At 70.6% G+C, this 22,696-nt stretch carries 21 protein-coding genes; 13 read left to right on the top strand and 8 right to left on the bottom strand.

What is annotated here, in order from left to right; genetic code table 11:
- Positions 1–41: 41 nt before the first annotated feature.
- From ACWGJM_RS19995 to ACWGJM_RS19985, 3 genes are all read right to left on the bottom strand, one after another.
- Positions 42–371: a YrdB family protein gene (locus ACWGJM_RS19995; protein ID WP_453413007.1), complete on the bottom strand. Its 330-nt coding sequence runs from the start codon at positions 369–371 to the stop codon at positions 42–44.
- Positions 372–525: 154 nt separating this feature from the next.
- A complete protein-coding gene (locus ACWGJM_RS19990; protein ID WP_453413006.1) occupies positions 526–915 on the bottom strand; it encodes a RidA family protein in 390 nt (129 codons plus the stop codon).
- Positions 916–935: 20 nt separating this feature from the next.
- Positions 936–1,766, bottom strand: a complete 831-nt coding sequence (locus ACWGJM_RS19985) for an NAD(P)-dependent oxidoreductase (RefSeq protein ID WP_453413005.1) — start codon at positions 1,764–1,766, stop codon at positions 936–938.
- Between the two features lie 58 nt (positions 1,767–1,824).
- Between ACWGJM_RS19985 and ACWGJM_RS19980 the strand changes: the two genes are divergently transcribed.
- Together ACWGJM_RS19980 and ACWGJM_RS19975 are read left to right on the top strand one after the other, a co-directional pair.
- Entirely contained in the window at positions 1,825–2,763 is a 939-nt protein-coding gene (locus ACWGJM_RS19980; RefSeq protein ID WP_453413004.1) for a LysR family transcriptional regulator, read from the top strand.
- A gap of 91 nt (positions 2,764–2,854) precedes the next feature.
- Positions 2,855–4,117 carry a pyroglutamyl-peptidase I family protein gene (locus ACWGJM_RS19975; protein ID WP_453413003.1) on the top strand — a complete coding sequence of 421 codons (1,263 nt, stop codon included), beginning with the start codon at positions 2,855–2,857 and terminating at the stop codon, positions 4,115–4,117.
- Between the two features lie 164 nt (positions 4,118–4,281).
- Here the strand turns inward: ACWGJM_RS19975 and ACWGJM_RS19970 are convergent, their stop codons facing one another.
- Both ACWGJM_RS19970 and ACWGJM_RS19965 read right to left on the bottom strand, forming a co-directional pair.
- Complete coding sequence (locus tag ACWGJM_RS19970) at positions 4,282–5,073, bottom strand: EI24 domain-containing protein (protein ID WP_453413002.1); 792 nt, start codon at positions 5,071–5,073, stop codon at positions 4,282–4,284.
- A gap of 72 nt (positions 5,074–5,145) precedes the next feature.
- The gene (locus ACWGJM_RS19965) at positions 5,146–5,583 is read right to left on the bottom strand and encodes a MarR family winged helix-turn-helix transcriptional regulator (RefSeq protein ID WP_453413001.1); all 438 of its coding nucleotides are present in this window, start codon (positions 5,581–5,583) and stop codon (positions 5,146–5,148) included.
- 89 nt (positions 5,584–5,672) lie between these two features.
- Between ACWGJM_RS19965 and ACWGJM_RS19960 the strand changes: the two genes are divergently transcribed.
- Positions 5,673–6,671: an NADP-dependent oxidoreductase gene (locus ACWGJM_RS19960; protein WP_453413000.1), complete on the top strand. Its 999-nt coding sequence runs from the start codon at positions 5,673–5,675 to the stop codon at positions 6,669–6,671.
- A 120-nt stretch (positions 6,672–6,791) separates the two neighbouring features.
- Here ACWGJM_RS19960 and ACWGJM_RS19955 read toward each other — a convergent pair whose 3' ends face one another.
- On the bottom strand, positions 6,792–7,949 hold the full coding sequence (locus tag ACWGJM_RS19955) for a serine hydrolase domain-containing protein (RefSeq protein ID WP_453412999.1): 1,158 nt from the start codon (positions 7,947–7,949) through the stop codon (positions 6,792–6,794).
- A 181-nt stretch (positions 7,950–8,130) separates the two neighbouring features.
- On the opposite strand from ACWGJM_RS19955, the gene ACWGJM_RS19950 reads away from it, so the two are divergent.
- Positions 8,131–8,994 carry a hypothetical protein gene (locus tag ACWGJM_RS19950; RefSeq protein WP_453412998.1) on the top strand — a complete coding sequence of 288 codons (864 nt, stop codon included), beginning with the start codon at positions 8,131–8,133 and terminating at the stop codon, positions 8,992–8,994.
- A 212-nt stretch (positions 8,995–9,206) separates the two neighbouring features.
- Here the strand turns inward: ACWGJM_RS19950 and ACWGJM_RS19945 are convergent, their stop codons facing one another.
- On the bottom strand, positions 9,207–10,073 hold the full coding sequence (locus ACWGJM_RS19945; protein ID WP_453412997.1) for an SCO2400 family protein: 867 nt from the start codon (positions 10,071–10,073) through the stop codon (positions 9,207–9,209).
- Positions 10,074–10,274: 201 nt separating this feature from the next.
- On the opposite strand from ACWGJM_RS19945, the gene ACWGJM_RS19940 reads away from it, so the two are divergent.
- From ACWGJM_RS19940 to ACWGJM_RS19905, 8 genes are all read left to right on the top strand, one after another.
- The gene (locus ACWGJM_RS19940) at positions 10,275–11,435 is read left to right on the top strand and encodes a mandelate racemase/muconate lactonizing enzyme family protein (protein WP_453412996.1); all 1,161 of its coding nucleotides are present in this window, start codon (positions 10,275–10,277) and stop codon (positions 11,433–11,435) included.
- Positions 11,432–12,436, top strand: a complete 1,005-nt coding sequence (locus ACWGJM_RS19935) for a zinc-dependent alcohol dehydrogenase (RefSeq protein ID WP_453412995.1) — start codon at positions 11,432–11,434, stop codon at positions 12,434–12,436. The genes ACWGJM_RS19940 and ACWGJM_RS19935 overlap by 4 nt, the downstream gene beginning before the upstream one ends.
- A gap of 112 nt (positions 12,437–12,548) precedes the next feature.
- The gene (locus tag ACWGJM_RS19930) at positions 12,549–13,517 is read left to right on the top strand and encodes a hypothetical protein (RefSeq protein ID WP_453412994.1); all 969 of its coding nucleotides are present in this window, start codon (positions 12,549–12,551) and stop codon (positions 13,515–13,517) included.
- 137 nt (positions 13,518–13,654) lie between these two features.
- On the top strand, positions 13,655–14,764 hold the full coding sequence (chvE, locus tag ACWGJM_RS19925; RefSeq protein ID WP_453412993.1) for a multiple monosaccharide ABC transporter substrate-binding protein: 1,110 nt from the start codon (positions 13,655–13,657) through the stop codon (positions 14,762–14,764).
- A gap of 41 nt (positions 14,765–14,805) precedes the next feature.
- On the top strand, positions 14,806–16,356 hold the full coding sequence (gene mmsA, locus ACWGJM_RS19920) for a multiple monosaccharide ABC transporter ATP-binding protein (protein WP_453412992.1): 1,551 nt from the start codon (positions 14,806–14,808) through the stop codon (positions 16,354–16,356).
- Complete coding sequence (gene mmsB / locus ACWGJM_RS19915) at positions 16,353–17,597, top strand: multiple monosaccharide ABC transporter permease (protein WP_453412991.1); 1,245 nt, start codon at positions 16,353–16,355, stop codon at positions 17,595–17,597. The genes mmsA and mmsB overlap by 4 nt, the downstream gene beginning before the upstream one ends.
- A gap of 55 nt (positions 17,598–17,652) precedes the next feature.
- Complete coding sequence (locus tag ACWGJM_RS19910; RefSeq protein ID WP_453412990.1) at positions 17,653–18,807, top strand: aldose epimerase family protein; 1,155 nt, start codon at positions 17,653–17,655, stop codon at positions 18,805–18,807.
- Between the two features lie 107 nt (positions 18,808–18,914).
- A complete protein-coding gene (locus ACWGJM_RS19905; protein WP_453412989.1) occupies positions 18,915–20,642 on the top strand; it encodes a pyridoxal phosphate-dependent aminotransferase in 1,728 nt (575 codons plus the stop codon).
- An 18-nt stretch (positions 20,643–20,660) separates the two neighbouring features.
- On the opposite strand, the gene ACWGJM_RS19900 is transcribed toward ACWGJM_RS19905, so the two are convergent.
- Complete coding sequence (locus ACWGJM_RS19900; RefSeq protein ID WP_453412988.1) at positions 20,661–21,620, bottom strand: arabinan endo-1,5-alpha-L-arabinosidase; 960 nt, start codon at positions 21,618–21,620, stop codon at positions 20,661–20,663.
- A 253-nt stretch (positions 21,621–21,873) separates the two neighbouring features.
- On the opposite strand from ACWGJM_RS19900, the gene ACWGJM_RS19895 reads away from it, so the two are divergent.
- Complete coding sequence (locus ACWGJM_RS19895) at positions 21,874–22,653, top strand: intradiol ring-cleavage dioxygenase (RefSeq protein WP_453412987.1); 780 nt, start codon at positions 21,874–21,876, stop codon at positions 22,651–22,653.
- The last annotated feature ends 43 nt before the right edge of the window (positions 22,654–22,696 follow it).

Below are 22,696 nucleotides of genomic sequence, written 5' to 3'. Positions count from 1 at the left end.
GTCCGTCCGGTGTTTCCATCCTGCCCAGTCGGCGGCCCGTCCTACTGCTCCCAGACGACGGCCAGTGTCTTGCTCAGCAGGCAGACCAGGGCGAAGACGACCGCCTGATCCGCCGCCCCGGCGAGGAACAGCGCGGTCACGCCGGCGCCGAACCACAGCAGTTCGAAGCCGACACGGACCGCGCCGCGCGTCTTGTACGCCGCCTTCTGCGACCCGAACAGCGCCCACAGAAGGACCAGCACGGCGGGCGCGCCGGTCCCGAGCAGCCAGGCGAGCGGGGCGGCGACGTCGAGGGTGAAACCCCAGTACGCGGCGGCCGCCAGGGCGCCCAGTTCGATGAGGAACAACACGCCGAGGTTGGCTGCCTTCATGCGCCGCAGGCTAGGCGGGGAGTGCAGCGCCTGCCAACTCCGTTTGCTCCGCGGCAGGGCGGCTGCGGATCGCATGTGGCTGAGCGCGCAGTTCCCCGCGCCCCTGGTGGGGGCTGCGCCCCCAGGGCGCAGCCCTACGCAGTCGCCCACATGCTCACCTGCCGGCCGGTACCGCCGCCACGACCTCGATCTCCACCTGCGCCTCCGGCCGGAACAGTCGCGGCACCTCGAAGGTCATGCTGGTGGGCGGGGTTCCGGTGAGGAACTCCCGTCTTACGGTGCCGTATTCCTCGAGGCGGGAGATGTCGGTCAGGTAGGTGCGGATGTTGATGACGTCCGCGAGGGTCGCGCCGTGCGCGTTCAGCAGCGCGGCGATGGTCTCGAAGACGCCCCGGCTCTGCTCGGCGAGGGTCGCGCCCTCGGCGATCTGCCCGGAGAGGTACAACAGGGCGCTGCCGTCGGCGTGTTCGACGCGGGCGACCTGTGAGTAGTAGGGGCTGAGGGGCTGGGGCGCGGAGGCGGGGTTGTCCAGGGTGATCTGCACGGGGCTCCTTGAGGGCGGTCTCAGGCGCGGGTGATGAGGTGGGCGACGGCGCGCGCGAGGTCGGCGTGGGTCAGGGCGGGGTCGGCGCAGGCGTCCCGGAAGTGGGCCAGGGCGGCTTCCGCGGCGGGCAGTCGCGTGGCCTGCACGGCCAGTTCGAGGTCCTTCACGACGAGCGCGGTGTCGAAGTGGACGCCTTCGGCGAAGGCGCGGGCGACGACGCCTCCGAGCGGGCCGTTCGCGAGGGTGGTGCGGGCGGTGTCCGCGTCCAGGCCGAGTGCGCCGGCCAGCCGCAGCGCCTCGGCGACCACGGCGATCCCGCCGAGCACCGCCGTGTTGACGACCAGCTTGAGCGCGGCGCCCGAACCGAGTGGTCCGGTACGGGTGACGGTGCCGAGGCGGGCCAGCACGTCGGCGACACCGGAGACGTCACCGCCCGCCAGAATGCCCAACTCCCCCGCCGCCGCCCGGTCGGTGCTCCCCATGACCGGCGCGTCGACGAGCGTGACCCGGTCCCCCAGCCGGTCGGCGAGTTCTCGTACCGCGTCCGGTCCGACGGTCGACATCTCCACCCAGTGCGTGCCCGTCCGCACCGCCGGTACGGCGTCGGCGGCGACCGAGGCGAGCGCGGCCGGGCCGGCGAGCATCGTCACCACGACATCGGCGTCCCGGACCGCGTCGGCGGGGGACGCGGCGAGCACGGCACCCTCGGTGACGAGCGGTGCGGCCTTGGCGGCGGTGCGGTTCCAGACGGTCAACGGGTGCCCGGCGGCGAGGAGTCGGCCGGCCATGGGCGTACCCATGTGCCCCAGGCCGAGGAAGGCGACCTTTCTTGACTTCTCGATCTTCTCCATGGGCCCGACGCTAAGTCCGGCCCGCGGATGCGACAAGCGAATGTCTAGCATCGCTGTCATGCGAAGCACGCATGGCAGGTCCGTTCCCGAGGTCCCCGATCTCTCCACCACGTGGCTGCGGGTGTTCCTGGAGGTCGCCCGGAGCGGTTCGTTCACCGTGGCCGCGCGAACGCTCGGCTGGACGCAGTCGGCGGTGTCCCGGCAGGTGGCGTCGCTGGAGGCGGCTCTCGGCGGGGCGGCGCTGTTCGACCGGCTGCCCAGGGGCGTACGGCTCACGCAGGCGGGCCGGACGCTGGTCCCGCACGCGGAGGCGGTCGCCGAGTCGCTGCTCGGCGCGGCGCGCGAGCTGACCGCGCTGCGCGAAGTGGCGGGCGGGCGGCTCAGGTTCGGCGCGTTCCCCACGGCCGACGCGGCGCTGGTGCCGCACGCCCTGGCCGCCTTCCGCGGCCGTCACCCGCGCGTCCGGGTGTCCCGCGAGGAGGGCCTCACACCCGCCCTCCTGGACCGGCTGGCCACCGGCCACCTCGAGCTGGCGATCGTCTCGACGACCGGCCGCGTCCCGTTGGAGGCGTACGAACTCCACCATCTCCTCGACGAGTCCCTGTACGTAGCCGTCCCCGCCGGCCATCCCCTGGCCGGTGCCGGTGAGGTCCGGCTGGACCTGCTCGCCGACGCCGACTGGATCTCCGGCGGCCCCCGGCCCGAAGGCACGCTGCTGGACGCGGCCCTGCGCCGGGGCTTCCGGCCGCGGGTGGCGCATGTCGTCGCCGAGTGGACGGCCAAGCAGGGCTACGTCGCGGCGGGCCTCGGCGTGGCCCTGGTCCCGGCGCTGGCCGCCGAGTCCGTACGGCCCGACGTGGTCCTGCTGCGGGTGCTGGACGAGGGGGCTCCGGCCCGGGCGGTGTACGCGGCGACGGCGCGGGGGCGCTCGCTCGCCCCGGCCGCCCGGGCGTTCCTGGCGGCACTGCGGGAGGCCGCGGCCCGGATCCCCACCTGAATTGCCCCATGGCGTGGGCCACTTCCGTCACGCGATACTGCGGCCGTCCGGCACGACCGCACCCCACTGCGACGGAAGGACCCGAACCCCCTTGACTGCCATACGCCTTCGGATGGGCATCCTCGGTCTCACCCTGCTCGCGGGCCTGGCCGCCCCGACGACCACGGCCTCCGCCGCGACGGCATCCGCGCCGACCGTCGAGGAACAGCGGCTCGACAAGGCCGTGCCCCAGGAGATCCTGCGGCGCTCCGGATTCGACACCGTCGCCCCGGACTTCGCCCGCGCGCTGGACCGGGCGCGGAGCTTCTCACAGGCCCGCCGCGTCGTCGTACGCGAGGGATCGGCGCTGTGGCGGCGGGCGGTGGAGCGGGCGCAGGGCCGGGGTCCGGCGGGCGGGGACATCAGCCGGGACGACGACCGGCCGTTGTACTGGGCGCGGCTGGGGATGACTCGGGAAGTACGGGCGTGGGAGCCCGGGTTCGGGCTGAGCGAGGACCGGCGCAGCGCGCTGCTGGACGAGTTGGAGCGGACCTCGCGCGGCCAGACGGACATCCGCTACCCGGGACGCGGCAAGGGTCTCAAGCGCATCCTCGTCACCGGGTTCGATCCCTTCACCCTCGACCGTGACATCCGTATCTCCAATCCCTCCGGGGCCTCCGCGCTCGCACTCGACGGCACGGTGATCGAGACGGCGGCCGGCCCGGCGCGGGTCGAGACGGCGGTCTTCCCGGTGCGCTGGCAGGACTTCGCGGAGGGGACGGTGGAGCGGACGCTGCGGCCGTACCTGCCGGAGGTGGACCTGTTCACGACCGTGAGCCAGGGCCGGGTCGGGCGGTTCGACGTCGAGCGCACCAACGGGGCCTGGCGGGGCGGCTACCCCGACAACGACAACGTCTCCCGCACGGAGACCGTCCCGGTCACCGGCCCGGCCGCGCAGCCCCAGTGGACGACGACGACCCTGCCGTACCAGCGGATCGTGGCCGCGGACACCGGCCGCTTCCCCGTGTACGACCACACGGAGGTCACCGAGATCCCGGCGGGAGGGAGCGAGCCCGTCGTGCGGGCGGACGGCCCGACCCCCGGCTCGACGGCGCGCGCCGGGGGCGGCGGGAACTACCTCTCCAACGAGATCGCCTACCGGGCCACGCTGCTCCGTGACCGTCTCGGCCTGCACGACACGCTGCCGGGCGGCCATGTGCACACCCCGGTCCTCCAGTTCGGCTCCGGCAACACCGACCCGGCGACCGGCACGGTCACGGATCCGGAGTTCGTCCGCAACCGGCTGGACATCATCGCGCAGGTGCGGGCGATCGTGACCGTCGCGATCAACGAGACGGAGCGAGCGCGAGGCTGACGCCGCTTCCCATGGCACCCGGAGTCGGTGCGGGCCCCGCTGGGGGCTGCGCCCTCAGACCCCTGCTTCGGCCTGAACGGCCTCGTCCTCAATCGCCGGACAGGCTCAGTTGTGCGTGGGCGCCGAACAGTGCACCGTGATGACGGCGACAGCGACTGTCCGGGTCACGGAGTGACGTCCTCCTCTTCAGCTGCGGACTCCTCTTCCTCGCTCTCCTCACCCAACAGATCCCGCGCGAGCAGGGTCGCGCCCGCGACCGCGCCCGGCATCAGGAACACCGCGACGACCGGGACCAGGAAGGCCAGGCCGAGGGGGGTGCCGAAGCCCCAGACCAGGGTCTTGCGGGAGCGGAGCAGGGTGAGGCGGGTGCGGAGTTCGACGCCGCGGCGCTGGAGGGCGACGGCGGTGAGTTCCTCGGTGAGGAAGAAGCCGGTGACGAAGAAGCCGAGCACCGGTATGGCCGTCTGGCCGACGAAGGGCAGGAAGCCGAGGGCGAACAGCAGCACGCCCCAGACGGCGGCGCGGAGCACGATGCGGAGGCTGTCGCGGGCGGAGGTCCACAGCTCGCGCCAGAGCGGGAGGCCGGACTCGGGCGCCGACCCGTCGGGTGAGACGTCCCGGTCGACCTTCTCGGAGAGGCTCTCGTAGAAGGGCTGGCCGACCAGCAGCGTCACCGCGGTGAAGGTGACCACGGCGAGCAGGAGGCCGAGGGCGAAGAGGACCACCGTGAGGAAGCCGCGGAAGAGGCCCTGCCAGGGGCTCGACCAGTCGTCGGCGAACGGGGTGGTCCAGGCGACGAAGTCCTGGCCCCACACGGCGAGCGCGACCAGCGCCGCCGCGTACAGGACCAGGGCGATCAGGCCGGGGAGCAGGCCGAAGCCGTACTGCTTGCCGTGCCGGGCCACCCAGCGCTGGCCCTTCAGGAGATAACCGAAACCCACCCCGAGATCACGCATGGGGGAACCCTATCGGGGCGTGTCGGGGCCCCGGCGCGGGCCTCAGGCGTCCAGCCCTCAGGCGTGGAGCCCTCAGGCGTCCAGCATCCGCCGCAGCAGGTCCCGCAGCGCGAGCCGCTCCTCGTCGGACAGCCCGGCCAGCGGTTCGCGGGCGAAGCGCAGGCCCTCTCGCAGGTCCCGGGCGACCCGGCGGCCCTCGTCCGTGGCGGCGGCCAGCTTCACCCGGCGGTCGGCCGGGTCGGGGCGGCGCTCCACCAGGCCGCGGTTCTCCAGCCGGTCCACGATCCCGGTGACGTTCGACGGCTCGCACTTCAGCTTCTGCGCCAGCTTGCGCATGGGCAGCGGTTCCAGGGAAAGCAGACTCAGCAACCGGGCCTGTGCGCCGGTGAGCGCGTGCTCGCCCGCCGCCTCCTCGTAGTCGGCGTAGAACCGGGACACGACGTCCCCGATGAGCTCGACGACCTCCATGGTCAGCTCGTCGGGGCGGCGGGTCTTCTGTGGGCTGGACATGCCCTCAAGGATACTCCGTTACTTGACATCCTGAAATTTTTAGGAGCATGGTTATTTCAGGTACTGAAGTAAATTCGAAAGGCACTGTCATGATCAACCGCGAATGGCACCTGCTCAGCCGCCCGGTCGGCTGGCCGAAGCCCGAGGACTTCGCCCTGGTCGAGGCGGAGGTCCCCACCCCGGGCGAGGGGCAGGTGCTGGTGCGGAACAAGTACCTCTCCGTCGATCCCTACATGCGCGGCCGTATGAGTGCGGCCCGTTCGTACGTCGCCCCCTTCGAGCTGGGCAAGGTCATGCAGGGCGGGGCGGTCGGCGAGGTCGTCGCCTCCAACGCCGAGGGCATCGCCGCCGGTGACCACGTGCTGCACTTCTTCGGCTGGCGCGAGTACGCGGTCGTGGACGCGAAGCACGCCGTCAAGGTCGACCCCGAGGCCGCACCCCTGTCGACGTACCTCGGCGTCCTCGGCATGACCGGCCTCACCGCCTACGCCGGCCTGCTGCGCACCGCCTCCTTCAAGGAGGGCGACTCCGTCTTCGTCTCCGGCGCGGCAGGTGCCGTCGGCAGCCAGGTCGGCCAGATCGCCAAGCTCAAGGGCGCCTCGCGGGTCATCGGCTCGGCCGGGTCCGACGAGAAGGTGAAGCTGCTGGTGGAGGAGTACGGCTTCGACGCCGCGTTCAACTACCGGAACGGGTCCGTGAGCGAGCAGCTGCGCGAGGCCGCCCCCGACGGTGTCGACGTCTACTTCGACAACGTCGGCGGCGACCACCTCGAGGCGGCCATCGGCCTGCTCAACCAGGGCGGCCGGATCGCGGTCTGCGGCATGATCTCGGTCTACAACAACACCGAGCCCGCCCCCGGCCCGAAGAACCTCGCCCGCCTCATCCAGACCCGTGGCCGCATCGAGGGCTTCCTGGTCAGCGACCACTACGACCTCCAGCCGCAGTTCGTCCAGGAGGTCGGCGCCTGGGTCCGCTCCGGCGAGCTCAAGTACCGCGAGACGGTCGTCGAGGGCATCGAGAACAACCTGGAGGCGTTCCTCGGCGTGCTGCGCGGCGACAACACCGGGAAGATGATCGTCAAACTCTGACCGGTGGCGGAATCACCGTGACGCCCGCCTGACGGCACTCGTTGCTACGACGGAGGCCGCACCCTTGGACGTGGGGTGCGGCCTTCATCACTTCACGGGTGCCCGGCTCGACGGGCCGCGTCAGATGTCCAGCGCCGCCCGGTGCACCGCCCTCGCCAGCCGGTCGTTCTCCGGGGCCGCGCCGCCCGGGAAGACGTGCCGGCGGCGGGTGTAGCCGTAGGCGAGGCCGCTGCGCGGGTCCGCGAAGGCCTGGGAGCCGCCCACGCCGGCGTGCCCGAACGCTCCCGCGCCGAGGAAGTGGTGCCAGGCGTCCGCTGTCGCCTGGAAGCCCAGGCCGTACGACTTGTGGGCCTGGGCCACCAGGTCGTACCCGGCGGAGTGCAACTGCCCGAACTCCGCCACCGTGTCGGGCTTGAGCAGCGGCGCCTTGCCGTCGACGTCGCTGATCACCGCCGCGTACAGCCCGGCAAGCCCGCGCGCCGAGGCGACCCCGCCGACCGACGCCGGGCCCTTGGCGCGGATCAGTGGGTCGTTGGGCAGCGCCTGGAGGTCGGTCGGCTCGGCCGCGTGCCGGTTGAAGGCGATGGACGCCAGCGTGTGCGGCCCGGTCGGCAGCTCGTCCAGCAGGGCCTGCTGCTTCGCGGTCGGCAGCATCGGCTGGACGGTGCGGAAGCGGGGCTCCCGGGAGGGGGGCAGGCCCAGATGGAAGTCCAGACCGTAGGGGGCACGCACCCGCTCCTCGTGCAGCTCCTGGATCGTATGGCCGGTGGCCCGCCGCACGACCTCGCCGGTCAGGGCGCCGATGACCAGCGCGTGGTAGCCGAAGCCCGTGCCCGGCCGCCAGAACGGCCGCTGGTCGGCGAGACGTTCGGCCATCGCCCGGTCGTCGGCCAGCTCCGCCGTGGTGAAGCCGGTGTCGGTGCCGACCAGGCCCGCGCGGTGCGCCAGCAGATCGCGCAGGGTCAGCGCGCCCTTGCCCTCGGCGGCGAACTCCGGCCAGTAGTAGGTGACTTTGCGGTCCAGTTCCAGTGTGCCGTCCTGCACGAGCAGCGCCACGACCAGATGGGCGGCTCCCTTGGTCGACGAGTACACCCCGTACAGGGAGCCTCCGTCGACGTCCTCACCCGCCCACAGGTCGACGACCCGCCGCCCGTCGACGTACGCGCACAACTGCCCTTCGTAGTCGTCCCGCTCCGCTGCGACGAACGCGGCGAACTCCTCGCGCACCGCCTCGAAGCCGTCGGCGACCGTGCCGTGGACGGTGATCTCCTGCGTCATCCGCGTGCCTCCTCCGGGTGATTCCCTAGATCGAATACGGCGCGACGCGTCCCTTCGACTCAACCGCCCCACCCGTCTGTTGACGCCCTCGTCGCCCCGATGTCTCCTGCGGACGGGCCGCAGCGGGCATGCTGGTGGCGGGTGCGCCCGAAACGGGCGGCGGCGAGGCGGGAGGGGCCCCATGGCGACGATTCCTTCGCTCCCCAGCAGGGACGACATGCTGCGCATGGCACGCAGCACGACCGACATCACCGGCCAGCTCCTGGACACGGCCGGCAACATCACGAAGATCGCGATCAACACCCTCGACCCACGGGACGGTTCGGGCACCGAACTGCTGCGGGTGCTGCGCCAGACGACGGCCGAACTGGCCGAGGCCAGCGCCTCACCGCAGGCGCAGGAGGCGTTCTACCGCATCGTCGACACCCTGACCCGGCTGGGCACGACCGGCGCCCCGCTGGCCACGCACCCGGTCGGCGAACCGGCCCAGGCCCTGCTCGCCGCCCTCGGCGACAGCCTGCTTCCGGTACTGGACGCGGTGGAGCCGGCGGTGGCGGAGTGGGCGGCCGTGGCCGGGGAGCTGACCGAGGCGCTGTCCCCGCTGCTGCCCGCGACCGCGGGGCTCGCCGCGGGTCTCCTGCTGGCCCTGACCCCGGTGCTCCGGGCGGCGGCCGAGGTCCTGCGCGACTCCACGCCCGAGCTGCGCCGCATCGCCGACGCCCTGACCGCCGCGCTCGCCCCCCTGCTGCCCCTCCAGGTGGCCCTGGCGGAGCGCACGGCCGCGGTCGCCGCCGACGTCGTCCGCGCCACCCTGCCGCCCCTCGCCGACCTCACGGAGGCGGCCGCGGCGGCCACCAAGGCGGCCCGGCCGGCCCTGGTCGCGGGCGAGGAACTGATCGTGGCCGGCCTGGAACACCTCCAGCCCTTCCTCCTGGCAACCGCCTCCCGTACCGGCCGGGTGGCCCGCGCGGTGGCGGTACGGGTCTCGGCTGCGGCCAGCCCGGCGGCCGAGCGGGGCCTGGTGGTGGCGGTCAGCCCGGCGTAACGCAGCCCGGTGGATCGGGCCGCAGAAAACGGGCGGCACCCCACCGAGGCGGGTGAGCGGGGGGAATGGGGCCGGCCCGCGCGGGCTGGTCCGAGCGTGGCGGAGCCGGCAGCCGATGACAACCACCGCAGGCCGGCGTGCCGGGCCCAGCGGCTGGGACATGGCCGCCGGGCAGCCCCGAGGGCCATAAGAGCCCCGGAGCCGCCGTCAGCTCACGTGCACCACCACAGGAACCGATTGCACGTCTGCGTAGGCGAAGGTTTCGGAGTCGGGTCGGACGTGGTCGGATCGGCGGTCGGCGTGGCCGTCGGCTGGGTCGTCGCCGGCGTCGTCGGGGCCGCTGTGGCGCCGCCGGCGCCCGTGGTCGCCGACTGCTGCGCCTGGTCGGTGTCCTTGCCGTCCGGGGATGCGGACGCCTTGTCCTTGTCCTTGTCCTTGGCGGACTCCGAGGCCGACGGGGACGAGGACGGGTCCGCCGAGGCAGTGCCGCCGGCACCCCGCGAGGCGTCGTCCAGGGGCTTGGCCGTCCGCTGCGGGCCGGAGGTCGACGTACCGCCGTCCGCGGACTCGCCCCCGGCCGCCGCGGGGTCCGGGCTAGAGAAACCGGGGGCGTCGATGCCCAGCTCGGCGAGGCTCAGGCCGCCCGCCGCCAGGACGAAGCCCGCGGCGATCAGGAGGGTGCGCCGGCGACGGCGGCGGTGCGCCGCGGCCTTGCGATCGCGACGGCTCGCGGCCGGGTCCGCGGGTCCTCCGTCGTCCCCGCGGCCACGCGCCCGGCGCCGGTTCGCCGCCCGGCCCTGCGGTTCGTCGCCGGAGTCGTCCTCCTCGCCCCCTTCACCCGCTTCGCCTCGCCCGTCCGCCGCGTGCTCGTGCGGTTCGCCGCCGGAGCGAGGGCCCTCCGGGTGCGACTCGCCGAGGTGGGACTCTTCCATGCCCCCCTGCGGGTACCCCTCGTACGCGTACGGCGTCCCGGGCGCGCCCGTCTGCGCGTACGCGTGGGACGTCGTGGCCGGTGCGCCGCACCCGGGGCAGGCGAGGGCGCCGTTGAGGTGCCGTCGGCACGGGTGGCAGTAGTCCATGACGCGGGAAGACTAAGTTCCCGGACGGTAACGTTCCTAGGCACCCTTGTGAAGGTTTGGTGGGGGACCGAAAGAGCTCTCGAAAGACTTGTCGAAACCGTTACCTGTTCGACCCATTGACACCCCTGCCGCCCCATCCTTACTGTCACGCCAGCATTTCGAACGTGTGACGAAATCTCGAACAGCTGAGAGGCAACCGCCGTGCGCATCACCGGAATCAGCACACACGTGGTCGGGACGCCGTGGCGCAACCTGACCTACGTCCAGGTGCACACCGACGAGGGGATCACCGGAGTCGGCGAGACCCGGATGCTCGGTCACACCGACGCGCTGATCGGCTACCTGCGGGAGGCCGAGGCCAACCACATTCTCGGTTCCGACCCGTTCGCGGTCGAGGACCTCGTACGCCGTATGAAGTACGGCGACTACGGCCGTGCGGGTGAGATCGTGATGTCCGGCATCGCGGTCGTCGAGATGGCCTGCTGGGACATCAAGGGCAAGGCCCTGGGCGTGCCCGTCTGGCAGCTGCTGGGCGGCAAGGTCACCGACAAGGTGAAGGCGTACGCCAACGGCTGGTACACCACCGAGCGCACCCCGGAGGCGTACCACAAGGCCGCCCAGGGAGTCATGGAGCGCGGCTACAAGGCGCTCAAGATCGACCCCTTCGGCACCGGCCACTTCGAGCTCGACCACGAGCAGTCCCTGTACGCCGTCTCCCTCATCGAGGCCGTGCGGGACGCGATCGGCCCGGACGCCGAGCTGATGCTGGAGATGCACGGCCGCTTCTCCCCCGCCACCGCCGTCCGGCTGGCCAAGGAGCTGGCCCCCTTCAAGCCGGCCTGGCTGGAGGAGCCGGTGCCGCCGGAGAACCTCAAGGCGCTGGAGAAGGTCGCCGCCAAAGTGGACATCCCGGTGGCCACCGGTGAGCGCATCCACGACCGGATCGAGTTCCGCGAGCTCTTCGACAGCCAGGCCGTGGACATCATCCAGCCGGACGTCGGCCACATCGGCGGCATCTGGGAGACCCGGAAGCTGGCCGCCACCGCGGAGACCCACTACATGCTGGTGGCCCCGCACAACGTGGGCGGCTCGGTCCTGACGGCCGCGAGCCTCCAGGTCGGCTTCACCTCCCCCAACTTCAAGATCCTCGAGCACTTCAACGACTTCGCCGACGCGGAGATCAAGAAGGTCGTCAAGGGCGCCCCCGAGGTCGTCGACGGCTACTTCCACCTCTCCGACAAGCCGGGTCTCGGCGTCGAGCTGGACACCGACGCGGCGGCCGAGTTCCCGCAGCAGCAGGCCCGGTTCGACCTGTGGGCCGAGGGCTGGGAACAGCGCAAGCCGAAGGGCACCGAGAAGTGAGCACCGCCGTCGTCGTCGAGGCACCGGGCGCCCACCGGGTCGTCCCGCACGAGCCCCGCGAGCCGGGGCCGGGCGAGGCCCTGGTCGCCGTGCACGCCGTCGGCATCTGCGGCAGCGACCGCGAGGTGTACCAGGGCAACCGGCCCGAGGGGTACGTCCGTTACCCGCTCACGCCCGGCCACGAGTGGTCCGGGACCGTGCGGGCGGTGGGCGCCGGGGTGCCGGGGAGCCTGGTCGGCCGCAAGGTCGTCGGAGAGGGCTTCCGCAACTGCCAGGTGTGCGACCGCTGCCACGCGGGCGAGACCACCCTGTGCACCGCGGGGTACGAGGAGACCGGCTTCACCCAGCCGGGCGCCATGGCCACCACGCTCACCCTTCCGGCCCGGCTGCTGCACGCGCTGCCGGACGACGCCGACCTCACCGCCGCCGCCCTGCTGGAGCCGGCCGCCTGTATCGCGGCCGCCGCGCTGAAGGCGAACGCCCAGCCGGGCGAGCGGATGGCGGTGGTGGGCACGGGCACCCTCGGGATGTTCGCCGTGCAGTTCCTGAAGGCGGTGTCCCCGGCCGAGCTGCTGGTCGTGGGCACCCGGAACGACCGCGAGGCGCTGTCGCGGCAGTTCGGCGCCACCGGCTTCCGGCTGAAGGACCAGGAGCTCCCGGACGACTTCGACGTGGTCATCGAGACCGCCGGGTCCACCTCCGCCGCGCGTACCGCCGCCTCCCTGCTCAGGCGCGGCGGGCGCCTGGTCCTGACGGGCATCCCGGCGGCGGGCGCCGACGGCCTCGACCCGACCGACCTCGTCGTACGGCAGCTGGAGGTGCACACCGTCTTCGGTGCGCCGCCGGACGCCTGGGCGCACACGGTCCGGGTGTTCGGCGCCGGGTTGCTGGATCCGCTGCCGCTGGTCACGCACGAGCTGCCGCTGACCGAGTTCTCGCAGGCCATCGAGCTGGTCGGGGCAGGCGACCCGAAGGTCGGCAAGGTGCTGCTCCGCCCCTAGCCGTACGCCGGTACGGGGGTGACCTGACGACCCCCGTACCGGCGTACACCCCAGCTTTTTCATACCCCGAGCCGCGAACCTCGTCCGAAATACCGAACACTAAGGACAGCTTGTGACCGACGCTTCCGCCACGGCAGCCCGCAGGCCCGGTGAGCAGGCGCTCACCGCGCTCGGCCTGGGCGCGCCCGCCCTCGACCCCGCCGACGCCTCGCCCCACTCCTTCCCGGGCGGCGGTCGCTGGCGCACCGAGATCCCCTCGTGCGAGGGCCCCGAGGCGCTGGCGGTCGTCCTGAAGGAGGCCTCGCGACTCGACGTGCCCATCCACCGCATCAGCCAGGGCAGCGGTGTGTGGATGCTGACCGACGCCGAGATCACCGAGATGGTCGACGCCACCGACGAACGCGACATCGAACTCTGCCTGTTCACGGGCCCCCGCGGCACCTGGGACATCGGCGGCTCGGTGCGCTCCGACTCGCGCGGCGCGGGCCTGAGGGCACGCGGCCACGACGCGGTCGCCGGCTGTGTCGAGGACGCCGTCCGCGCCACCGAGCTGGGCGTCAAGTGCCTCCTCGTCGCCGACGAGGGCGTGCTGTGGACGCTGCACCGGGCGCGCCGACAGGGCATCATCCCCGCCGACACCACCCTGAAGGTCTCGGCGCTGATCGGACCGGTCAACCCCGCCTCGTATGCGGTGTACGAGGGGCTCGGTGCCGACTCCGTCAACGTGCCCAGCGACCTGACGCTCGATCACCTCACGGAGATCAGACGGGTCTCCGGCGCCCCCATGGACATGTACATCGAGGCCCCCGACGACCTCGGCGGATACATCCGCATGTACGAGGTCGCCGAGCTGATCAGGCGCGGCGCGCCGCTCTACCTGAAGTTCGGCCTGTCCAAGGCTCCCGGTATCTACCCGTACGGCCACCACGTGCGGGACCTGACCCTGGCCACCGCCCGAGAGCGGGTGCGGCGCGGCCGGCTGGCCCTGGACCTGCTCGCACGGCACGGAGTCGACGGCGACATGGCGCCCCTCGGTTCACGGCTGCCCGGCGATCTGAAGCGGTTCGGAACTTCCGCATAACGTTCCGGACGACGCGCTTCACAAAATAAGACGTGAACCAACAGAATCCAACGCATATCGGTCGTCCCGGCACCGCCTGTCGAGCCGTCCACGCACCGCCAGACCGAGCCCGCTCCCACACATCAAGGATGATGATCATGCGTACTCGCAGAGCCGCCATAGCCGCCGTAGCCGGAGCCGCCTCCCTCGCCCTCACCCTGACCGCCTGCGGTCAGAACAGCGACGGCGGCAGCAAGGAGTCCAAGGGCAGCTCCAAGGGCGGCACGATCGGCATCGCGATGCCGACGAAGTCCTCCGAGCGCTGGATCTCCGACGGCAAGAACGTCGTCAAGGACCTCGAGGCCAAGGGCTACAAGACCAAGCTGGTCTACGGCGAGGACGACCCGGACACCCAGGTCTCCCAGATCGAGAACCTGATCACGCAGGGCGTCAAGGGCCTGATCATCGCGGCCATCGACAACAAGTCCCTGAACAACGTGCTCCAGGAGGCCGCGGACGCCAACATCCCGGTCATCTCCTACGACCGCCTGATCCTCGGCACCAAGAACGTCGACTACTACGCCTCGTTCGACAACGAGAAGGTCGGCAAGCTCCAGGGCACGTACATCGTGCACAAGCTCGGCCTGGACAGCGGCAAGAAGGGCCCGTTCAACATCGAGCTGTTCGCCGGCTCCAACGACGACAACAACACCCGCTACTTCTTCAACGGCGCGATGAGCGTGCTCCAGCCGTACATCGACAAGAAGCAGCTGGTCGTCAGGTCCGGGCAGACCGCGCTGAACAAGGTCACCACCCTGCGCTGGGACGGCGCCACCGCGCAGAAGCGTATGGAGGACATCCTGACCTCCAAGTACTCGAGCGCCAAGGTCGACGCCGTGCTCTCGCCCTACGACGGCATCTCCATCGGCATCCTCGCCGCGCTGAAGTCGGACGGCTACGGCTCCGGGAGCAAGCCGCTGCCGGTCATCACCGGCCAGGACGCCGAGATCGCCTCGGTGAAGTCGATCATCGCCGGCCAGCAGACGCAGACCGTCTACAAGGACCTGCGCAAGCTCGCCACGGTCGCCACGACCATGGTCGACGACCTCATCAAGGGCAAGAAGCCGCAGGTCAACGACACCAAGTCGTACAACAACGGCACCAAGGTCGTCCCCGCCTACCTGCTCCAGCCGGTGAGCGTCGACAAGACCAACTACGAGGACGTCCTGGTCAAGGGCGGCTACTACACCGACGCCCAGCTCAAGTGATCCCGCCCACCCCGACCACACACTGATTGGAAGGCACAACCATGGCGGGACCCGTCCTGGAAATGCGCTCGATCGTCAAGACCTTTCCCGGTGTCAAGGCGCTGTCGGACGTCACGCTGACGGTCCGGCAGGGCGAGGTCCACGCCATCTGCGGGGAGAACGGCGCCGGCAAGTCCACCCTGATGAAGGTGCTCTCCGGCGTCCATCCGCACGGCACCTACGAGGGCGACATCCTCTTCGAGGGTGAGACCTGCGAGTTCAAGGACATCCGGGCCAGCGAGCAGCACGGCATCGTGATCATCCACCAGGAGCTCGCGCTGGTGCCGTACCTCTCCATCGCGGAGAACATCTTCCTCGGCAACGAGCACGCCAGGGGCGGGCTCATCGACTGGAACGAGACGCTCAAGCACGCCACCGAACTGCTGCGCCGGGTCGGTCTGACCGACCACCCGGAGACCCGCGTCGCCGACATCGGCGTGGGCAAGCAGCAGCTCGTGGAGATCGCCAAGGCGCTGTCGAAGAAGGTGAAGCTGCTCATCCTGGATGAGCCGACGGCTGCCCTGAACGACGAGGACAGCGGCAAACTCCTGGACCTCATCCTGGAGTTGAAGAATCAGGGCATCACCTCGATCATCATCTCCCACAAGCTGAACGAGATCCGCCGGGTCGCCGACTCGGTGACGATCATCCGCGACGGGCGCTCCATCGAGACGCTCGACGTGAAGGCCGAGGAGACGACCGAGGACCGGATCATCAGCGGCATGGTCGGCCGCGACCTCGACCACCGGTTCCCCGAGCGCACCCCGCACGAGCCGGAGGAGGGCGCGGCCCCGGCCCTGGAGATCCGCGGCTGGACCGTGCACCACCCGATCGACCAGCAGCGCAAGGTGGTCGACGACGTGTCGATCGAGGTGCGGCGCGGGGAGATCGTCGGCATCGCGGGCCTCATGGGCGCCGGCCGCACCGAGCTGGCCATGAACGTCTTCGGCCGTTCCTACGGCCGGTACGCGGGCGGCACGGTCCTCAAGGACGGCAAGGAGATCCGTACCAAGTCCGTCGCCGAGGCGGTCAAGCACGGCATCGCCTACGTCACCGAGGACCGCAAGCACTACGGCCTCAACCTCATCGACACCATCAACCGCAACATCTCGCTGACCGCGCTGACCAAGGTCGCCAAGCGGGGCGTGGTCGACGAGCACGAGGAGCGGCAGGTCGCCGAGGGCTTCCGCAAGTCCATGAACATCAAGGCGCCGACGGTGTTCGAGCCGGTGGGCAAGCTGTCCGGCGGCAACCAGCAGAAGGTCGTCCTCAGCAAGTGGATCTTCGCCGGTCCCGATGTGCTGATCCTGGACGAACCGACGCGCGGCATCGACGTCGGCGCCAAGTACGAGATCTACACGGTCATCGACCAGTTGGCCGCCCAGGGCAAGGCGGTCGTCTTCATCTCCTCCGAGCTGCCGGAGCTGCTCGGTATGTGCGACCGCATCTACACCATGGCAGCGGGGCGGCTGACCGGCGAGTTCTCCCGGGCCGAGGCCTCGCAGGAGTCGCTGATGCGCCAGATGACGAAGGACAAAGAGGTAACCCGATGAGCACGGATGTGACCGCCAAGACCCCGGCCCCCGCGCCGCCGGGCAAGAGCGGATCGGCGGGCGACGAGGGCCTGCTCCAGCTGATGCTGAACGGTCTGCGCCGCAACATGCGGCAGTACGGCATGCTGATCGCGCTCGGCCTGATCGTCGTCCTCTTCCAGATCTGGACGGGCGGGGACCTGCTGCTGCCGCGCAACGTCTCCAACCTGGTCCTCCAGAACAGCTACATCCTGATCCTCGCGATCGGCATGATGCTGGTCATCATCGCGGGCCACATCGACCTGTCGGTCGGCTCGCTCACGGCGTTCGTCGGTGCGACGGCGGCCGTGCTCACGGTGAACCACCACATGGCGTGGCCGCTCGCCACGGCGGTGTGCCTGCTGACGGGTGCGGTCGCGGGCGCGGTGCAGGGCTACCTCATCGCCTACTTCGGCATACCCTCGTTCATCGTCACGCTCGCCGGGATGCTGCTCTTCCGCGGCCTCACGGAGATCGTGCTCAAGGGGCAGACCGTCGGCCCGTTCCCGGACGGTCTCCAGAAGCTCGGCAACGGCTTCCTGCCGGAGGTCGGCCCGAACACCAACTACCACAACCTCACGGTGCTCCTGGGCCTGGTCCTCATCGCCTCCGTGGTGTGGCAGGAGGTGCGTGACCGGCGCCGGCAGCAGGAGTTCGCGCTCGACGTGCTGCCCGTGAAGGCGTTCGCGCTGAAGCTCGTCGCGCTGGTCGCCGCCGTCCTCTCCGTCACGCTGCTGCTCGCCAGCTACAAGGGCGCGCCGATCATCCTCATCGTCCTCGGCGTCCTGGTGGTCGGCTACGGCTACGTCATGCGCAACGCGGTCTTCGGCCGCCACATCTACGCGATCGGCGGCAACCTGCCGGCCGCGAAGCTGTCCGGCGTCAAGGACCAGCGCGTCACCTTCCAGGTGTTCCTGAACATGGGCGTGCTCGCGGCCCTGGCGGGTCTGGTGGTCGCCGCCCGTCTGAACGCGGCCTCGCCGAAGGCGGGCGTCAACTTCGAGCTCGAGGCGATCGCCTCGTCGTTCATCGGCGGCGCGTCGATGAGCGGTGGTGTCGGTACCGTCCTCGGCGCGATCGTCGGCGGTCTCGTCCTCGGCGTGCTGAACAACGGCATGAACCTCCTCAGTGTCGGCACCGACTGGCAGCAGGTCATCAAGGGCCTGGCCCTGTTGGCCGCGGTCGGCTTCGACGTGTGGAACAAGCGCAAGTCCGGTTCGTAAGTCAGCTCGGGCCCCGTCGGAAACGGCGGGGCCCCTCCCTTCGCAGGAGCCGCAAGTGGAACTGAACAGACGTACGGTCATCGCAGGAGCCGCGGCCGCGGGTATCGCGGCGACCACCCTCGGCACGGGCACGGCACAGGCAGCCTCGGGAGGCAGGAAGCCGGTGAAGGAACCCTTCGGCAAACTCGCCGACGGCACGAAGGTCTACCGCTGGTCGCTGGAGAACGGCGGCACCCGGCTGAAGGTCCTCAACTGGGGCGGCGTCGTCCAGTCCCTGGAGATCCCGGACCGGCACGGCCGGCACGCCAACGTCTCCCTGGGCTTCGACAACATCGACGACTACGTGGCGAAGACCCCGTACTTCGGTGCCCTCATCGGCCGCTACGGCAACCGCATCGGCAAGGGCCAGTTCACCCTGGACGGCAAGGCCTACCAGCTGTCCGTCAACGACGGCGTGAACAGCCTGCACGGCGGCACCCAGGGCTTCGACAAGCACATCTGGGACGTCGAACCCTTCACCAAGGGCTCCGACGTCGGCCTGCACCTGCACTACACCAGCATCGACGGCGAGATGGGCTACCCGGGCACCCTCAAGGCGAAGGTGACCTACACCCTCACCAAGCACGGCGACTGGCACATCGACTACGAGGCCACCACCGACAAGGCCACCGTCGTCAACCTCACCAGCCACGTCTACTGGAACCTGGCCGGCGAGGGCAGCGGCACGATCGAGAACCACGAGCTCACGATCGCCGCCTCCCGCTACACCCCCACCGACTCGGGCCTGATACCCACCGGCGAGCTGGCGAAGGTCTCCGGCACCCCCTTCGACTTCCGCCACACCAAGGCGATCGGCAGGGACATCCGGGCCGGCCACGTCCAGCAGGTGCAGGCCAAGGGCTACGACCACAACTGGGTCCTGGACAAGGGCATCACGGCGAAGCCCGAGCACGTCGCGACGCTCCACGACCCGCACTCCGGCCGCACCCTGAAGATCGCCACCGACCAGCCCGGCCTCCAGTTCTACTCGGGCAACTTCCTCGACGGCACCCTCACCGGCACCGGCGGTCACACCTACCGCCAGGGCGACGCCCTGTGCCTGGAGACGCAGCACTTCCCGGACTCGCCGAACCAGCCGTCCTTCCCGTCGACCGTGCTCCGGCCCGGGCAGACATACCGGACGAGGACGATCCACACCTTCAGCGCGTGAGATGAACTCACACGTCTTTCACACACGTTGAACGGCGCCCCGCCGGTCTCCGTACACATGGGTGGCCCGTGCTCCCCCGCACGGGCCACCCATAAACGGAGGTTTCCTTGGCTGACAACGTCACCTCGTTGTTCCGCAACACGGCGGCGCACAGCCCCTCGATGGCGGCGCTGACGCGCGAGGGCGACGGGTCGGGCCCGGTGGACTTCTGCATCCCGTGCAACCCCTACTTCCCCACTCCCGCCATGTTCGAGTCCATGGCGGGGCGGTTGCGCGACATCATCACGTACTACCCCAGCAGCGCCGACACCATCACGGCCGAGCTGTGCAACCTGCTCCAGCTCCCACCGCAGTGCGTCGCGATGGGCAACGGCTCGACCGAGCTGATCACCTGGATCGACCACCTGCTGGTCCGCGAGTCCCTCGCCATCCCGGTCCCCACCTTCGGCCGCTGGACCGACCAGCCGATGGAGACCGGCAAGCGGGTGGACATGTACCCGCTCCAGGAATCGAGCGGCTTCGCCCTCGACCTCGCCCAGTACGCCGAGTTCATCCGGGCCCGCGGCACCCGGGTCGCGGTCATCTGCAACCCCAACAACCCCGACGGCGGCTACCTGCGCAAGCAGCAGGTGGTGCAGTTCATGGACTCGATGGCCGACCTCGACCTCGTGGTCGTCGACGAGTCCTTCCTGGAGTTCGCCGACGCGGAGGCCGACCCGAGCGTGGTCCAGGAAGCGATGCTGCGGCCGAACGTGGTCGTGCTCCGCAGCCTCGGCAAGAACTTCGGCCTGCACGGCATCCGCTTCGGCTACCTGGTCGCGAACCCCGCCCTCGCGACCAAGGTCCGCTCCATGCTTCCCAAGTGGAACCTCAACTCCTTCGCCGAGCACGTGGTGTTCATGCTGAAGGAGCACGGCGCCGAGTACGCGCAGAGCCTCATGCAGGTCCGCCGTGACCGCCTCGACATGGCCAGCCAGCTCTCCGCACTGCCCGGGCTGACCGTGTACCCCTCCCAGGGCAACTTCCTCTTCGTGCGCCTTCCCGTCGGCGCCGAAGGCACCGTGGTCCGGGACCGGATGCTCACCGAGCACCGGATCCTGGTCCGCGAGTGCGGCAACAAGATCGGTTCGTCCAGCCGCTTCCTGCGGCTCGTGGTGCGCCCCCAGGTCGACGTGCGTCGCCTGGTATCCGGCCTGGAGTCGGTGCTCTACGGGACCAGGAGGGGAGCCGCCGTACCCGAGCTGGGTACAGGGACCAACTACAGCTCGGGTACGGCGGCTGTCGACCGGCTGGTCAGCGAGACCAACGGGGCCGGAATGCTGGGGCTTGCCGCGCAGGCCGTCGCCGCCGGCCCCACCCCGGGGCTGCCAGTCGCCCCGGCCGCCGGCACCGGCATGCCGCTCCCCGCCGCCGCACCGTCGGTCGGCGGCGGGATGCCGATGCCGGCGGCAGCTCAGGCCGTACCGCAACAGATGCCGCAGGCGATCCCCCAGCAGATGCCGCAGCAGATGCCGCAGCAGATGCCGCAGCAGATGCCGCAGCAGATGCCCCAGCAGCCACCCCAGCCGGTCGCGCCCGTGCCCGCCCCGACGCCGTTCCCCACTCCGGTGCCGGTGCCCGCGCCCGCGCCCGTGTCTGTCCCCGCGCCTGTGCCCGTCCCCGCGGCGACCGGCCCCACCCCGCCGGGCGTCCCCGCCCGCGGCGGTCTCACCGCGGCCCAGGTACGCGGCATGACCGCCCCGGCCCCAGCCGCCGGCCTGACCCCGGCTCCGGCCACCGGCTGGCCCAACGCACAGAGCTGGCCGAACGCGGCCGGGATGGGACAGACGGGGTAACCGGCTGGGGCCGCTGCCCTAGTAGGCGACGGGCCAGCCGGTGCTCCAGTTCAGCAGGTTGATGCCGAGCTTGGGTGTGCCGTTGTCGTCGCCGTCGTAGTAGTGGTAGACGATGAGGTCACCGTCGGAGTCGTTCATGATGGACTGCCCGCCGGGCCCGATGACGCTGCCGTGCGACTCCAGCACGGCGGTGCCGCCGTTGTTGGTCATCGCGACGCCGCTCTTGTCGTAGTACGGCCCGGTGACGCTCGCGGCGCGCCCCACCTTCACCTTGTACGTCGAGCTGGTGCCCTGGCAGCAGACGTCGTAGGAAGCGAAGAGGTAGTAGTAGCCGTTGCGTTCGACGACGTACGGGGCCTCCACGGCCTTGCTGCCGGCCGGCCGGGACGCGATGGAGTAACGGGTGGTGTCCCCCGAGTACTGCTTCCCGGTCGACGGGTCGATCCGGATCATCTTGATGCCCGTCCACCAACTGCCGAAGGACAGCCACCACCTGCCGTCGTCGTCGGCGAAGAGGTTCGGGTCGATGGCGTTGTAGTCGCTGGAGGTGGTGGAGGTGTAGACGACGCCGTAGTCGGTCCAGGAGCCGGGCAGTCCGGTGGCGGAACCGGCCAGCCCGATGGCCGACTTGTTGGAGCCGAAGGTCGAGACGGCGTAGTACATCAGGTACTTGCCCCCGTGGTACGAGATGTCGGGGGCCCAGGCTTCCGTCGCGTACGACGACCACCAACTCGGCTTGCTGCCGAAGGCGTCGCCGCCCGCCCTGAAGGCGATCCGGTCGGTGGAGGTCTTGTAGCCGAGGCCGCCCCCGGTGGCGTACAGCAGATACCGCCCGGACGAGGAGCGGATCATCGTCGGGTCGTGCACGACGACGTCACCGGTGACCTCGCCCGGGTTGGGATAGGCGGAGGCGGTCGTCGGGACGAGGGCGAGCAGGACGGCGGCGGGCAGGGCGAGAAGAGCGGTGCGGCGGCTCACGCGGGCTCCTGGGGGTGGGGTGGTGCGCGAGAGTGGTTCGTGATGTCGAACGGGGATCGGAACACCGGACGAGGCGGACCGTAGGTTCGGGCCCGCCCCGCGTCAACGGCCCGCGCACCCACCCGAAACTCTTCGACAGTTGCGGCGCGGTCCCGGCTCACCCGCGGCCCTTGGCCAACCGGAGCCTTGACGCCCTGTTGCTTTGCCGAACTGACAGCCTATCGACAGCATGCCTCTCTACGGTGCCGTGTTCATGACAGATACCCCACACGCACAAGAGGCCGGCTCCGACGACCGCCCGGTCGGACGCCGCACCGTGTTGATCGCCACCGGGACGACGGCAGCGGCCCTGGCCGTAGGTGCCGCTGCCACCCCCGGGGCAGCCTCCGCCGCCGCGCAGACACCGGACACCGCCCCGGTCGACGCCGCGGCCGTCTGCACCCTCACGAAGGAGATGACCGAAGGCCCCTACTACCTCGACGGAGCGCTCGTCCGCACCGACATCACCGAAGGCAAGGCGGGCATCCCGTTCAAGCTCGCCCTGACCGTAGTCAACTCCGCCTGCACCCCCATCAGCAACGCCCTGGTGGAGGTCTGGCACACCGACGCGCTCGGCGAGTACTCCGGCTACGTCGGCAACAACGGCCACAACGAGTCGGACGACCGCACCTTCCTGCGCGGCGGCGTGCTCACCAACTCCAGCGGCGTCGCCAACATCACGACCATCTACCCGGGCTGGTACCGGGGCCGCTGCATCCATATCCACGTGAAGGTGCACACGGGCGTCACCCTGACCTCCGACGGCTCCTTCACCGGCGGTACGACCGTGCACACGGGCCAGCTCTTCATCAACGAGTCCATCACCACGGCTGTCGCGAGGGTCTCGCCCTACTCGACCAACACGACCACCCGCACCACCCTCGCCCAGGACGGCATCTACGACGACGGAGGCGCCTCGTCCGGCCTCATGACCGTCACCGGCTCCACCTCCGCCGGCTACACCGGCACGCTCACGCTCGGCGTCAGCAGCTGAGCCTCGTCCATCCGGCGAAAAGGCCGGGCGGCTCCCTCGGAGC

The organism is Streptomyces sp. NPDC054834 (assembly GCF_053611185.1).
The sequence above is the reverse complement of the archived record's forward strand: the minus strand, read 5'-3'. Positions and strand labels throughout refer to the sequence as shown.